The organism is Streptomyces sp. NPDC029044 (assembly GCF_040637495.1).
Lineage (GTDB): Bacteria > Actinomycetota > Actinomycetes > Streptomycetales > Streptomycetaceae > Streptomyces.
In genome coordinates, this window is record NZ_JBEZWN010000024.1 from 67,828 (window position 1) to 80,640 (window position 12,813).

At 70.2% G+C, this 12,813-nt stretch carries 14 protein-coding genes; 6 read left to right on the plus strand and 8 right to left on the minus strand.

Annotation, left to right across the window (positions count from 1 at the left end; all coding sequences use genetic code 11):
* The first annotated feature begins 1 nt into the window (after nucleotide 1).
* Together AB0E85_RS20570 and AB0E85_RS20575 are read left to right on the plus strand one after the other, a co-directional pair.
* Nucleotides 2–1,066, plus strand: coding sequence for a methyltransferase (locus tag AB0E85_RS20570; protein ID WP_361929007.1), 1,065 nt, complete (start codon nucleotides 2–4; stop codon nucleotides 1,064–1,066).
* A 12-nt stretch (nucleotides 1,067–1,078) separates the two neighbouring features.
* On the plus strand, nucleotides 1,079–2,206 hold the full coding sequence (locus tag AB0E85_RS20575) for an FAD-dependent oxidoreductase (RefSeq protein ID WP_361929009.1): 1,128 nt from the start codon (nucleotides 1,079–1,081) through the stop codon (nucleotides 2,204–2,206).
* Between the two features lie 97 nt (nucleotides 2,207–2,303).
* Here AB0E85_RS20575 and pheA read toward each other — a convergent pair whose 3' ends face one another.
* From pheA to AB0E85_RS20615, 8 genes are read right to left on the minus strand one after another with little or no spacing between them, the layout of a single operon-like run.
* A complete protein-coding gene (gene pheA, locus AB0E85_RS20580; RefSeq protein WP_361929012.1) occupies nucleotides 2,304–3,167 on the minus strand; it encodes a prephenate dehydratase in 864 nt (287 codons plus the stop codon).
* Between the two features lie 27 nt (nucleotides 3,168–3,194).
* Nucleotides 3,195–4,424, minus strand: a complete 1,230-nt coding sequence (locus tag AB0E85_RS20585) for a 3-deoxy-7-phosphoheptulonate synthase (protein WP_361929014.1) — start codon at nucleotides 4,422–4,424, stop codon at nucleotides 3,195–3,197.
* A 2-nt stretch (nucleotides 4,425–4,426) separates the two neighbouring features.
* Nucleotides 4,427–4,870 (minus strand): chorismate mutase, encoded by a 444-nt coding sequence (gene aroH / locus AB0E85_RS20590; protein ID WP_361929016.1) that lies wholly within the window; start codon nucleotides 4,868–4,870, stop codon nucleotides 4,427–4,429.
* A gap of 46 nt (nucleotides 4,871–4,916) precedes the next feature.
* Nucleotides 4,917–5,162: an acyl carrier protein gene (locus AB0E85_RS20595; RefSeq protein ID WP_361929018.1), complete on the minus strand. Its 246-nt coding sequence runs from the start codon at nucleotides 5,160–5,162 to the stop codon at nucleotides 4,917–4,919.
* Nucleotides 5,162–5,650 carry a hypothetical protein gene (locus AB0E85_RS20600; protein WP_361929020.1) on the minus strand — a complete coding sequence of 163 codons (489 nt, stop codon included), beginning with the start codon at nucleotides 5,648–5,650 and terminating at the stop codon, nucleotides 5,162–5,164. The genes AB0E85_RS20595 and AB0E85_RS20600 overlap by 1 nt, the downstream gene beginning before the upstream one ends.
* Complete coding sequence (locus AB0E85_RS20605; protein ID WP_361929023.1) at nucleotides 5,643–6,077, minus strand: hypothetical protein; 435 nt, start codon at nucleotides 6,075–6,077, stop codon at nucleotides 5,643–5,645. The genes AB0E85_RS20600 and AB0E85_RS20605 overlap by 8 nt, the downstream gene beginning before the upstream one ends.
* Before the next feature lie 17 nt (nucleotides 6,078–6,094).
* Nucleotides 6,095–7,648 carry a phenylalanine aminomutase (D-beta-phenylalanine forming) gene (locus AB0E85_RS20610; protein WP_361929025.1) on the minus strand — a complete coding sequence of 518 codons (1,554 nt, stop codon included), beginning with the start codon at nucleotides 7,646–7,648 and terminating at the stop codon, nucleotides 6,095–6,097.
* Nucleotides 7,649–7,657: 9 nt separating this feature from the next.
* Entirely contained in the window at nucleotides 7,658–9,262 is a 1,605-nt protein-coding gene (locus tag AB0E85_RS20615; protein ID WP_361929027.1) for an AMP-binding protein, read from the minus strand.
* Between the two features lie 381 nt (nucleotides 9,263–9,643).
* Here AB0E85_RS20615 and AB0E85_RS20620 point away from each other — a divergent pair, with 381 nt between their 5' ends.
* The 4 genes from AB0E85_RS20620 (at nucleotide 9,644) to AB0E85_RS20635 (ending at nucleotide 12,698) form a co-directional block, all read left to right on the plus strand.
* Entirely contained in the window at nucleotides 9,644–10,111 is a 468-nt protein-coding gene (locus tag AB0E85_RS20620; RefSeq protein ID WP_361929030.1) for an ester cyclase, read from the plus strand.
* Nucleotides 10,112–10,231: 120 nt separating this feature from the next.
* A complete protein-coding gene (locus AB0E85_RS20625) occupies nucleotides 10,232–11,152 on the plus strand; it encodes an alpha/beta fold hydrolase (RefSeq protein ID WP_361929032.1) in 921 nt (306 codons plus the stop codon).
* Between the two features lie 41 nt (nucleotides 11,153–11,193).
* Nucleotides 11,194–11,925, plus strand: coding sequence for a PIG-L family deacetylase (locus AB0E85_RS20630; RefSeq protein WP_361929034.1), 732 nt, complete (start codon nucleotides 11,194–11,196; stop codon nucleotides 11,923–11,925).
* A complete protein-coding gene (locus AB0E85_RS20635; RefSeq protein WP_361929036.1) occupies nucleotides 11,925–12,698 on the plus strand; it encodes an AraC family transcriptional regulator in 774 nt (257 codons plus the stop codon). The genes AB0E85_RS20630 and AB0E85_RS20635 overlap by 1 nt, the downstream gene beginning before the upstream one ends.
* The last annotated feature ends 115 nt before the right edge of the window (nucleotides 12,699–12,813 follow it).

Sequence of the window (12,813 nt, forward strand, 5' to 3'; positions counted from 1 at the left end):
CATGACTGCACAGGCCACGCTCGCCCGGTTCCGTGAATACATGGTGGGACCCGCACGGTTCATGAACCTGCTGTCCTGCTTCGAACTCGGCATCATCGACGAGCTCCGCAAGAGGCCCGGCATGACCGCGGCGGAGCTCGGCGATGCCGTCGGCGCCAAGCCGGACGCGGTGGGACAGCTCCTGTACCTGCCGGTCAAGGAGGGCTTCGTCGCGTACGACGAGCGCTCGGGCGGCTACGCACTCGACGCGATCGCGGAGGTCGCCGAGGCCGACCTGCGGCGGGTCCTCGACTTCATGGGCAAGATCAAGGCCACCACGCTCAGGCAGCTCTACTACCTCACCGACAGCGTGCGCACCGGCACCGTCGTCGGCCTGAAGGAACTGTACGGATTCGAGGGCGACCTGTACGGCGCGATGGCCCTCCACGCCGATCTGCGCGAGCCCTGGTCGAAGCTGATGGACTCGGTCACCGACCGCATCGACCCGTGGTTCTTCGACACCATCGAGATACCGGCGGGATCGAAGGTGCTCGACCTGGCGGGACACACCGGACTCGGCGCGATCCACACCCACAAGTTCAAGGGCTCGCCCGGACTGCACGTGACCACGTTCGACCTCCCGGACAAGCGCGAGGACTGTCTGCGCACCTTCCGTGAGCACGGCGTGGACGACAAGTCCTCGTTCATCGGCGGGGATGTGTTCGAGGCGGTGCCCAAGGGGTTCGACGTCGTACTGATCAAGCACTTCCTGAACATGTTCGACGGTGATGACGTGCTCAGGATCCTCAAGGGTGTCCATGACTCGCTCGAGGTGGGCGGGCGGGTCCACATCCTGGTGCCGATCTACGCCGAGAACATCAAGGAATCCAGGAGCGTCGACTACTACCCGTCCTTCTTCCTCGGCTGCGCCACCGGTCAGGGCGGGCCCCAGAAACTCTCGACGTTCCGCGAGTGGCTGGAGGAAGCGGGATTCACCGTCACCCGGGAGCTCTCCCAGGACCCGGCGCAACTACCGCCGGACGCACTGCCGTTGCAGGGCATCCTCAGCGCCACGAAGAACGCCTGACCGGCAGCCACGATGACTTCTCAGCCGGCCGTACGCGTGCTGATCATCGGTGCCGGGATCGCCGGCATGTCGGCGACCATCGCCTTGCGGCGCACCGGCGCCGCCGTCGACCTGATCGACATCGAGCCCGACTGGACGGTTCTCGGCGCGGGCCTCACCATCACCGGACCGACGCTGCGCGCGCTGCGCCGGCTCGGGGTGTACGAGGAGGTCGCGGCGCACGGGTACGTGGGCGAGGGCATCCGGGTGTGCGGTGTGGACGGCACGCACATCCGGGACATCCCGACGCCGATGCCGGCCGGGTCCGGGGTGTGCGGCTCCGGCGGGATAGGACGGCCGGTGCTCTACCGGATCCTGTCCTCGCATGTGCTCGCCAGTGGTGTGCGCCCGCGCTTCGGCCTGTCGGTCGCGTCCTTCAGTCAGGGCGCGAGCGGCGTCGACGTCGCCTTCAGCGACGGTACGAACGCCCGCTACGACATGGTGATCGGAGCGGACGGGATCTACTCGCGGACCCGGCGCCAGCTCTTCCCGGCCGCCCCCGAGCCGCAGTACACCGGACAGAGCGTGTGGCGGATGTTCGTCCCCAGGCCACCGGACGTCGACCGTCGGCACTACTTCCTCGGCGGCGAGGTCAAGGTCGGCTGGACACCTGTCTCGGCGACCCGGATGTACATGTTCGTGGTGGAGCGGACGCCGCGGACGGTCCGTGCGGCGCACGAGCTGCCGGCCGGCCTCGCCGGACTCCTCAAGCCCTACGGCGGGTACGTGGAGACCTTCCGGGAGTCGATCCGCGAGGACACCGAGATCGCCTACCGGCCGCTTGAGTCGTTCACGCTGCCGGGCCCATGGCACCGGGGACGTGTGCTCCTGATCGGTGACGCCGCCCACCCCACGACACCGCAACTGGCCTCCGGTGCGGGCATCGCGGTCGAGGACGCCCTGGTGCTCGCGGAGGAGCTGGGCCGCCACGACGAGGTCGCCGCGACGTTCGAGGCCTTCTCCGCCCGGCATGAGCAGCGGTGCCGTTTCGTGGTCGAAAGCTCCATCGAGATCGGCAGGCTCGAACAGGAGCAGGCGCCGCCACAGGCGCAGACCGCCGTCGTGGAACGGGCGCTGGCCAGGCTGATGGAGCCGTTCTGAGCCGGTCGGCCACGCGGCAGTGCCCGCTCGGGCACCGAGTCCGAGCGGGCACTGCCGAGGGCCTGTCAGGTCCGTGCGGCCACTGCCGCGTGACCTGTCACGTCTGCGCGGGCACCGCTGTGTTCAGGGCGAGGGCGAGATCGGCGCGCGGGTAGCTGCCGAGGACGTAGGCGTGGTGGCGCCGGGCAAGGGCGGCGACGAGTGGCCCCACGACGGGGTCGTGTGCATGGCCCTCGCATTCCATGAGGAAGAAATAGCTGCCGAGTCCGGAGCCGCCCGGCCGGGACAGGATGGAGGTCAGCGGTACCCCGGAACGGTCGAATTCGTCGAGTACGTCGTGCAGGTGACGCATCTCGTCGGTGGGCGGCACGACCAGGCTCGTGCGGTCGGTGCCGGTCGGCAGGGAACCCACCCTGGGCGGGGCGACCTTCACGAAGCGGGTCACCGCGTCCCGGCTGTCCCCGATGTCGCCGGCGACGATGTCGAGCCCGTAGCGCCGGAGCGTGTTGGGTGAGGCGATGGCGGCGAGGCCGGGCGTGCCCGTGGTGCCGACCTCGCGGGCGGCATGGGCGGTGGACGAGGTGGTGACCACGTCGACCCGCGGCAGGTGGTCGTCGAGCCACGTGCGGCACTGGGCATGCGCGATGGGATGCGTCAACACCGTCCGGATGGAGGCGAGGGTGCCGGACGGGGGCACGGCCAGAGCGAACTCCACGCGCAGCAGCGTCTCGCCGACGATGGACAGATCCCTCTTGGAGGCGAGCGCGTCGACGGACTCGGTGACCGCTCCTTCGACCGAGTTCTCCCAGGGGACGACACCGGCCGACGCCTCCTGGCGGCGCACGGCGTCGAGGGTCTGCCGGACCGTCGGATACGGCACGGCGTTGTGCCGCGGTACGTAGAGCCCGTCGAGAGCTGCTTCGGTGAAGGAGCCCGGCGGGCCCAGATAGGCGATGGACATGGGCGTATTCCCTCGGGTCTCGGCCGGTCAGGCGGCGCTCCAGGCCCCGGCGACGGTGAAGGCCTGGCGGGGGTTGAGGCGTGGGTCGCACAGCGTCGTGTAGTGCCGGCCGACCTCCGCGGTCCTCGCCTCGCTCCAGACGCACTCGGTGACGTCGTCCGGCGTGGTCTCCAGATGGAGGCCGGCCGCGACACCGCCCGCCTTCGCCGCCGCCTGCTGGAAGGCCACGACCTCTTCGATGATGGTGTGCACCGACCGGGTCTTGAGGCCGGTGGCGGTCTTGACGGTGTTGCCGTGCATCGGGTCGCACAGCCAGGACACGGGATGACCGGCATCGCGTACCGCCGTGATCAGCGCAGGAAGTCTCTCCGCGACCTGGGAGGCGCCCATGCGGGCGATCAGCGTGAGCCGGCCAGGCTCCCTGCCCGGATCGAGCCTGCTGCACAGGTTCACCAGTTCCGCGGGGGTCATGGCCGGGCCGACCTTGCACGCGACGGGATTGGCCACCGCCGCGAGCAGACCGACGTGCGAGCCCTCCGGGTCCCGGGTGCGCTCACCGATCCAGGGCAGATGCGTGGAGGACAGATAGCTCTGGCCGCCCGCCGTGCGGCGCAGCAGCGGCCGCTCGTAGTCGAGAACCAACGCCTCGTGGCTGGTCCACACCGGTGCTCCGGTGGGCGGCATCCAGGCACCGGTGCGCTGGCGCAGCAGCGTGGTGGCCCGCTCCGCCGCCGCGTAGCAGGAGAGCATGCGGTCGGGGTCGGCGCGGCGCTCCCCCGGCGTGGGGGCGGGGCCGTTCACCAAGTGGCCGCGGAACACCGGCAGTTCACGTCCGTCGACCACCTCGGTCGGGGAGCTTCGGGGCTTGGCGAACTGTCCGGCGATACGGCCGATCCGGATGACCGGCTTGCCGGTGTTGATCTTCATGACTCCGGCCAGCGCGTCGATCAGACCGATCTTGCGGTTCACCGCCTGCGGTCCGCACTCGGCCGGGTCCTCCGCGCAGTCCCCGGCCATGATGACCTGGTACGAGCCGCCGGCCGCCTCGCTCATCAGCAGGCGGAGCAGCTGCACCTCCTCCCAGCCCACCAGGCCCGGCCTGGCGGCGAGTTCCGCCCGCACCGCCGACGCGCGCGCGGGATCGGCCCATACGGGCTGCTGCTCCGGGGCGACAAGCCGGCCCGTGGCGACGCCGGAGGCCGTCTCGGGTGGGAGGGCTCGGTCATGTACGGGGGAGGCGACAGGCATCACGGACATCGTCAAGCTCCTTGAGGCAGAGGGGAGTCAGTTCTCGGGGGCGGGGCGTCGAGATCGGGACGCAGCGCCGCCGCGGCGCCGAGATAGACGTGGCGCACGGCGTCCCGTGGCCGTGTGCTGTGCACATGCGCCAGGATCCGGATGACGCGGTGCAGCGAGCCCGGGACCGCGATCTCCGAGGTACACAGCAGCGGTACGTCGGTGAGGCCCAGCTTCCTGGCCGCCGCCGCCGGAAAGGCGGAGCACAGATCGTGGGTGGCGGTGAACACGATGCTGATCAGGTCCGCCTCGCTCAGACTGTTGCGGCGCAGGATCTCGCCGAGAAGTTCGCCGGTGGCCTGCTCGATGAGTGCGGGGTCGTCGCGGGCGACCTGGGTGGCACCGCGTACGGCACGTACGGCGAGCGCGCCCGGCGCGGGTGGTGCCTGGCTGGTCGGGGTCGTCACTGGCCTTCCTCCTATGGCTGCGGACAGGGCCGTCGCGGCCGAGTGGTCAGGCCGCCTGGCCGACGAGGAGATCGCGCAGGGCGGCTATGGAGCGCGCCCGCGGCAGTTCCTTCTGGGGCAGCACCACGCGGAACTGCTTCTCCACCTGCGCGACGATCTCGATCAGGTTGAGCGAATCGGCCTCGTACTCGTTGAAGAGGTCGGCGGTGTCGTCGATCTCCTCGGGGCTCAGGGCGAGGATCTCCGCCACGATCGCGCGGACCCTGGAGAGCGGGTTGTCGGTGTCGTTCATCAGCCGTCCTTCGATGGATGCGGTGTCGGTGTGAGCAGGCTCTCGGCCGGGCGCGAGACGACGAGGAGGGAGGCCACGGTGAGTACGGTGCGGCCGGCTGCCCGGGTCTCGCCGGTGAATTCGCCGACCGCGCCGGAGTGATGGCGCAGCTCCACGTGGTGTTCGAGGAGGTCTCCGGGCACGGCCGGCGATGCGTACACGAGGTCGCGGATGCCGACCATCAGCGGAATCTCCTCCGCAGGGCCGAGACCGGCGAGCGACCACAGCAGGGAGACCGCCTGTCCGAACGATTCGAGCAGGAGCACCGATGGGTAGGCGAAGTCGTCGGTGCCGGCTCCGTCCGCCATGTTCCGGTAGCAGTCCTCGCCACCGGTGACGGCCTTGGTGGCGACGAGCGTGCCGGGCGGCGAGAACTCCCGCACCGTGTCGAGCAGCAGCATCGGGGGGCGCTGGCGCAGCCGCTCGCGCACCTGGCTGTGGTCAAGCATCGGCCACTACCGGTTCAGCGGCCACCACGGGTTCAGCGGCCACCACGGGTTCGAGCGTGACGGTCAGCTGCGCCGCCAGCGCGCCGTCGGAGCGCGCGCCGCGAGCGCGCACCAGCACGCGCCCGTCCGGGCCGGACGTGATCCGCAGGGACAGTTCGAGCTCGTCGCCCGGAAGCAACGGGCGGGTGAAGCGGGCACGGTCGATGCTGCGCAGCCGGAGCTCGGTGCCGTGAGCCTCTCCGGCCGCCTGGCGGACACAGTCGATCAGGAGCACCCCCGGCAGAATCGGGAAGCCCGGGTAGTGGCCGGCCATGTGCGCGGTGGCCCGCTCCACAGGGATCCGCACCGTGACCCGGGTGCCCTCGGCGGCCGGGTCGATCTGCGGTGGGCGGTCAAGCGCGTCGAACACCTTCGCTGTCCGGGACAAGGCGCGCACGGCACTCCTCAGCCCAGGCCCGGCTCGGCGACGAGGCGCCGCGCGAGCTCTTCCACGTAGTCGGTGATCGTCACGTCGTGGTCCAGGTAGGGGACCACCTCGCGCGTCTGCTCGTAGAGCCGCCGTGTCGCGGGCGAAAGACCCTCCGTTCCCCGGATGTCGACGGCCTGGCAGGCGCACAGCAGCTCGAAGGCGACCACGTAGGCCACGTTGTCGATGATCTCCCGTGCGCGCCGGGCCGCGACGAAGCCGAAGGAGACGATGTCCTGGAAGTCCCCGGTCGAGGTCAGCGACTGGATGGACATGGGCATGGCCTTCGCGCGGGTCTCCGCGGTCAGGGACGCGGTCATGAACTGCCCGCCCATCAGGCCGAGCCGCAGACCGGGGTCTTCCCGGCACAGGAACGGGGGCAGCCCCTCGCTGTTGCTCTTGTCGAGATACCTGTCGATACGGCGGTTCGACAGGTTCATCAGCGTGGTCATCGCGATCGCCAGATGGTCCATGGCCATCGCCACGTACTGACCGTGGAAGTGCCCGTTGTGGAACACCTCGGCCTCGTCGGGGTTGACCAGCGGGTTGTCGTTGGACGAGTTGAGTTCGTCCTCGACGGTGCGCTCGATCGAGGCGAGGCTGTCCACGACGGGTCCGAGGATCTGCGGGGTGCAGCGGATCGAGTACGCGTCCTCGATGGACTGCGATCCGGCCTTGGCGGTGTCACCCATCTCGCCCGACAGGAGGTGCTCGGTGTCGAGTTCGTCGACCGCGAGCGCGGAGTCGGTCAGCGTGTCCCAGAGGAACTTGGCCACCGCCTGCTGGCCCTTGTGCGGCTTGAGCGCGTGGACCCGCGGGTCGAACGGCTTGGTCTTGCCGGCGAGACCTTCCACGGACAGCGCCGAGATGAGCAGATACGTCTCAAGGAGCCGGCGGGCCCGCGCGATGTTGATACTGCCGAGGCCGACCATGCCGGAGGTGCCGTTGATCAGCGCGAGGCCCTCCTTGAAGCTGAGCTCCATCGGCTCGATCCCGACCCGGCGCAGCGCCTCCGCGCCCGGCAGCAGCTCACCGTTCAGCCGCGCCTTGCCCTGCCCTATGCAGACCAGGGCGATCGCGGCGAGCGGCCCGAGGTCGCCGCTGGTGCCCAGCGAGCCCTTCTCCGGCACACACGGCACGACACCCGAGTTGAGCACCGCGATCAGCTTGTCGAGGTTGGCGGGGGAGATGGCGGAGTTGCCGCGGGACAGCGACACGATGCGGGACATCATGATCGCGCGGACCGTGGTGTCGTCCAGGTGGTCACCGACATTGGTGGCCACCGCGTTGAGCAGGTTCTCCTGGAGCTGCCGGGCCATGGTGACCGGCACCAGGTAGTTGACGAACCCTCCCATGCTGGTGTTGACGCCGTAGATCACTCGCTCCTCGGCGACGAACTTCTCCAGCGTACGGCGGGAGGCCTGCACCCGTTCTCGTACGGTGTCGTCGATGGCTACCTCGTCGGCTGCCGCCGCGGTCGATTCGACCTCTGCCAGCTGCACCCGCCGGCCGATGGACAAGGTGTACGTCACGTGTGACTCCTAAGCGTTCGTGGCCTGTCGTGCGGCCGGTGTCCGTCGGGGGGCGGCCAGTTCCTGCGTGAGCAAGGCGCGGTCGACCTTGCCGTTGGTGGTCAGGGGAAGCTCCGGCACGGTGCGGATCGACCGGGGCACCATGTAGGAGGGCAGCTCACGGGCGCAGAACTCCAGCGCCTCGCCCACATCGAGCTGTGTCCGCGCACCGTCGAGGACGACGGCCGCCACGAGTACGTGGCCGCCCGCGCGCGGAACCAGCGTGGCCGCGGCCGCCGTGACGGCGGGAAGACGGGTCAGGGTGCCCTCGATCTCGCCGAGTTCCACCCGGTTGCCATGGATCTGCACCTGGTAGTCGGAGCGGCCGATGAAGTACAGCTCGCCGTCCGCGCCCAGGCGGGCCAGGTCGCCGGTGCGCAGCACCCGCTGCCCGAGCCGCGGCTCGACCGGGTCGGGCACGAGCACCGCGTCGGTGGCCTCGGGGTCGTTCCAGTACCCGGTGAACAGAGCCGGGCTGCGCAGGTAGATCTCCCCGGTCGGACCCGGCTCGGTGATCACGTGTCCGTGCTCGTCGACGAGGGTCATCTCGGCGCCGGCGTGGGCGTGACCGATCGAAAGGCGTTCCTGCCCGGCCGGCAGCGGATGCGGTACCTCGGTGAAGGAGGCGGCCATCGACTCCGTGGCCCCGTAGCCGTTGACGAGGCGGGCGCCGGGCAGCGACTCCTGAAGGCGGCGCAGTTCCGGGGTGGGGAACTCCTCGCCCGCGAAGACGACCGAGCGAAGGTGCTCCAACTCCTTGAGGAGGTCGGGGTCGTGGCGCAGTACGGGACGCCACAGTGAGGGGACGCCGTGCACCTGGGTGACCTGGGCATCCCGCAGGAATCCGATCATGCGCCGCGGTGAGGCCAGGTCCTCGCGCCGTACCGGGACGAGGGTGGCGCCACTGCTGAGGGCCACGCCGATCCCGAACAGGGCGAAGTCGAACTGGAGCGGTGAGGTGCTCGCCACCCGGTCGCCGGGCCCGGCGAGACCGTCGTCGGCCATCGCCCGCAGGAACGTCACGATCGCCCGGTGGCTCATCACCACGCCCTTGGGGCGGCCTGTCGATCCGGAGGTGAAGATGATGTACGCGGGGTCGGTGGCCAGGACGCTGCGCCGCCTGCGTACCTTGCGCACCGGCGGCTGCTCGACGACGAGTCCGCCGGGGCCGAACCGGGCGCTGCCGACCGCCGCGGCGTGTTCCCTGTGGTCGAGGCCGTCCGCCCGTGCGTGGAGCGCGGGTTCGACCGTCCGCAAGATCGAGCGCAGCCGGGTGTCCGGGGTCTGCGGGCTCACCGGGATGAACGGCAGGCCGAGGGCGGAGCAGGCGAGCAGCATGGCCACCGCGGACGCGGAGGTGTCCGCCTCGACCACCACACGGTCACCGACATCCAGGCCGAGACCGTCGAGGACCGCCGCGTACTCGCGGGCCATCAGGCCGAGCCGGCGGTAGGAGAACTCCTCGAGAACACCGTTCTCGTCCGCCTGGACCACCGCGGGTTTGTCCGGAGTGACGGCCGCGGGCCCCATGAGCAGCCGGTAGAGATTCTGCGCCGAAGGATGGGCGCGTTCCATAGCGTCTCCCTTGCAGTCGGGTGGTGGCACGCAGAGCCGCCGTTGCTGCCTTGTCGGTTCGGAGCCTTGGGTCCGACTCTGGGACAGCCGGATGGGCGCAGGACTGGAGTGCGTCTTGACGGCCGGTGTATCGCCTGGTCGGCACGGTCGTACGGGCGGCGGGTACGGCGGGTACGGCGGGTACGGCGGGTACGGCGGGTACGGCGGGTACGGCGCGGTCCGGGCGTCCGGGCCGGCGGAGCGGGCGGCGACACCGGCCCGCGTACGAAACGGCCGCACCTGACGCTGTGCCCGCGCTCCAGCAGCCCGCGAGGAACAGACGAGCGCAGCGGCCTAGCGTCGGCAGCCGAATCGAACACGTCGATGTCTGAAGGAGCCCTCATGTCCGAGGAGCACGAGTTCAAGCTGCCCGGCGCCGACCTTGCGCAGCCCGACGCGGACCTGCGCAAGAGGCGCGAGGCCGTCGTCATGGAGCACACCATCGCCGAGCACGCCTGGGACATCGACGGGGTGCTCGCCACATTCCCGCGCGGCGGCGTCTACCGCGTCATGGCGTACGAGGAGAGCCCGTTCATCGGCGAGAAGGCCATCAAGGAGCAGTACTTCGCCGAGCTGAAGGAGGCCTTCCCGAACCCCGAGCACGACCTGATCCACGTCCACCACACGCCGACCGCGGTGATCCTCGAGGCCCAGTTCCGCGCCACGCAGGAGGCGGACTGGCGCGGGATACCCAACCGCGGCAAGTCCGTCGACGCCCCGGTCGCCGTCTTCTTCCACTTCGACGGTGACGTCCTCGTCGACGAGACCCTCTACTTCGACATGGCCACCTTCGCCCGTCAGCTCGCCTGAGCAGTCACGCCCCCTCGTCAGGGCGTACAGCCCGAGGCCGTACGCAGTGCCGGGGTGCCGTAGCCGTCTGCGCGCACCCCGGCCGCCGGACCGTCCACCGCCGACCGACAAGGACCTCCGATGAGCGTGTCCAGGACGGCCCGCAGGACGCCGTCGCCCACCCCTTCGACCGGGGTGCGCCCGATTCTTCTCGAAGCCGCGGGCCTCACCCTGTCCGGGCTGCTCGCCGAGCCGGCCGACGGGCCGCCGCGGGCGACCGTCGTCGCCGTGCACGGCGGCGGTATGCGGGCGGGCTACTTCGACGGACAGGCCGATGCCGACCTGTCCCTGCTCACGCTGGGCGCCCGGCTCGGCTTCACGGTCCTCGCCCTGGACCGGCCCGGCTACGGTCACTCCGCCCAGCAGGTACCCGGGGGCATGACGCTCGACGAGCAGGCGGCCGTCCTGTCCGCGGCGTTCGACGCCTTCGCCGGCCGGTACACGGTCGGCCGGGGCTTTCTGCTCCTCGCCCATTCCTACGGCGGGAAGCTCGCCCTGGCGACCGTCGCGCGCACCCCCGGCCTGCTCGCGCTCGACGCCTCGGGCGTCGGCCACCGCTACGCGATCGAACCCGCCGAGCGGCAGCGGCTCCGCCGGCACCTCGAATGGGAGCGCAACTGGGGCCCGTTGGGGCTCTACCCGCCGGGCACGTTCCGCGCGGCCGAGTCCCTCGTGGCTCCCATTCCCGTACGCGAGGGCGCCGAAGTCCCCTTGTGGCCCCAGCGATTCGAGGAGCTGGCGCCGCGGATCGGCATCCCGCTCAGGCTGACGTTCGCCGAGCACGAGGGCTGGTGGCGGCACGCGGAGCCGGACCTCGCCGAGCTGGCCGCCCGGCTGAGCAAGGCGCCCGTCCTCAGGGTCGAGCACCAGCCCGCCGCGGGCCACAACATCAGCCTCGGCCGGGCCGCGCGCTCCTACCACCTGCGTGCGCTCGCCTTTTTCGAGGAGTGTCTTCAGGCGGCAGCCGACACCGATCCGGAGCACCGAGCCGGATCCGGCTGACGTGCGGGCCGGGCAAGGAACGTCACCAACGGAGAGGCACCATGACCAAGCCGTACGAACCCATGCCGCAGGACTGGCAGCGCGCCCTGTGCGTCGTCGCCCATCCCGACGATCTGGAGTACGGGCCTGCCTGCGCGGTCGCCGAGTGGACGGCGCGGGGCAAGTTCGTGGCGTACGCCGTGGCCAGCCGGGGCGAAGCGGGGATAGCCACCCTGTCCCCGAAGGCCACGGGTGAGTTGCGCAGCGAGGAGCAGTTGCGGGCCGCCGCCGCGGTCGGGGTGCGGGACGTGGACTTCCTCGACCACCCGGACGGCACCATCGAGTACGGTCTGCCCCTGCGCCGTGACATCGCGCGGTCGATCCGCAAGTACCGCCCGGACATCCTGGTCACCATCAACTTCTACGAGCGGTGGCGCAGCGGAGACTGGAACACCGCCGACCACCGCAACGTCGGCGTCGCGGCGCTCGACGCCGCCGGCGACGCCGGGAATCCGTGGGTCTTCCCCGAACTCGTCGAGGAGGGTTTCGCGCCCTGGTCGGGTGTGCGCTGCATGGCGGTCGGCGGCTCCCCGGACTCGACGTATGCCGTCGACTGCACCGAGGGTCTGGCCCCCGGGATCAAGGCACTGGAAGCACACGCCGGGTACCTGGCCTCGCTGCCGCCGGACAACCCCATGTCCGACGCCGCCGGCTATCTCACCACCAAGCTCACGCGTTTCGGTGAGCGCTTCCACTCCGTTCCGGCCATGCCGTTCGAGCTCATCGGTGTCTGATGCGCAGGGAGCGCGCCGTCGAGCAGGCCGTGCGGATCATCCGCGAACGCTACGCGGAGCCGCTCGGACTCGATGAGCTCGCCCGTGCGGTCCTGGTGAGCAAGTTCCATCTGCTGCGGATCTTCACGGAGATCACCGGTGTGACCCCGGGGCGGTTCCTCAGCGCGGTGCGCATCAGCGAGGCGAAGCGGCTCCTCCAGCAGTCGGATCTGGCGGTGGCCTGTATCTCCTCCATGGTCGGATACAGCAGTACGGGCAGCTTCACCAGCCGATTCACCGATTCCGTGGGTATACCGCCCACGCGCTACCGGCAACTGAGCCGCGGCCAAGCCGAGTTCACCGCCCGCCCCCGGGTCGATGATGACGGGGCCCGCCCCGAACGCAGCCGGCTGGGCGGTGTGACCAGGGCACGGGCCGTGCCCCTCTCGCCGATCTACATCGGCTCGTTCGAGGGACCCATACTCCAGGGTCGTCCCTCCAGTTGGACCTCCACACGGCGCCCCGGCCCCTTCGTCCTCGAACAGGTGCCGTACGGCACCTGTTACCTGCACGCCACGATGCTCGCGGTCCGCGAGCATCCCCTGGAGACCGTGCTCCTGACGGCCACGTTCGGGCCCGTGCAGATCGGCCCGTACGCGGGTGTCGAGGCGGAACTCGTACTCCGCCCGCGGGCCTGGTGGCATCCGCCCGTCCTTTTCGCGGTTCCCGGCCTCGAAATTCTCACCGGGCGGACCCACCCCGGATTCAAGCGGATACCGAGCGGATTCAAGTGAGACTCGGGCGGATTCCAAGAAACGTCAAGCGCTGACTCGGTATGCCTTTCGCTGGATGAGCAATCAGGGAGAAGACAGAACTCGACTGCGGCTGTAACCCTCGTGGAGTGCGTGG

Coding starts and splice junctions, on each gene's coding strand:
- AB0E85_RS20615 (WP_361929027.1), bottom strand. CDS start 9,262: ATGGAACGCGCCCATCCTTCGGCGCAGAATCTCTACCGGCTGCTCATG.
- AB0E85_RS20625 (WP_361929032.1), top strand. CDS start 10,232: ATGAGCGTGTCCAGGACGGCCCGCAGGACGCCGTCGCCCACCCCTTCG.
- AB0E85_RS20575 (WP_361929009.1), top strand. CDS start 1,079: ATGACTTCTCAGCCGGCCGTACGCGTGCTGATCATCGGTGCCGGGATC.
- AB0E85_RS20570 (WP_361929007.1), top strand. CDS start 2: ATGACTGCACAGGCCACGCTCGCCCGGTTCCGTGAATACATGGTGGGA.
- AB0E85_RS20600 (WP_361929020.1), bottom strand. CDS start 5,650: ATGCTTGACCACAGCCAGGTGCGCGAGCGGCTGCGCCAGCGCCCCCCG.
- AB0E85_RS20585 (WP_361929014.1), bottom strand. CDS start 4,424: ATGTCCGTGATGCCTGTCGCCTCCCCCGTACATGACCGAGCCCTCCCA.
- AB0E85_RS20630 (WP_361929034.1), top strand. CDS start 11,194: ATGACCAAGCCGTACGAACCCATGCCGCAGGACTGGCAGCGCGCCCTG.
- AB0E85_RS20620 (WP_361929030.1), top strand. CDS start 9,644: ATGTCCGAGGAGCACGAGTTCAAGCTGCCCGGCGCCGACCTTGCGCAG.
- AB0E85_RS20635 (WP_361929036.1), top strand. CDS start 11,925: ATGCGCAGGGAGCGCGCCGTCGAGCAGGCCGTGCGGATCATCCGCGAA.
- AB0E85_RS20595 (WP_361929018.1), bottom strand. CDS start 5,162: ATGAACGACACCGACAACCCGCTCTCCAGGGTCCGCGCGATCGTGGCG.
- pheA (WP_361929012.1), bottom strand. CDS start 3,167: ATGTCCATCGCCTATCTGGGCCCGCCGGGCTCCTTCACCGAAGCAGCT.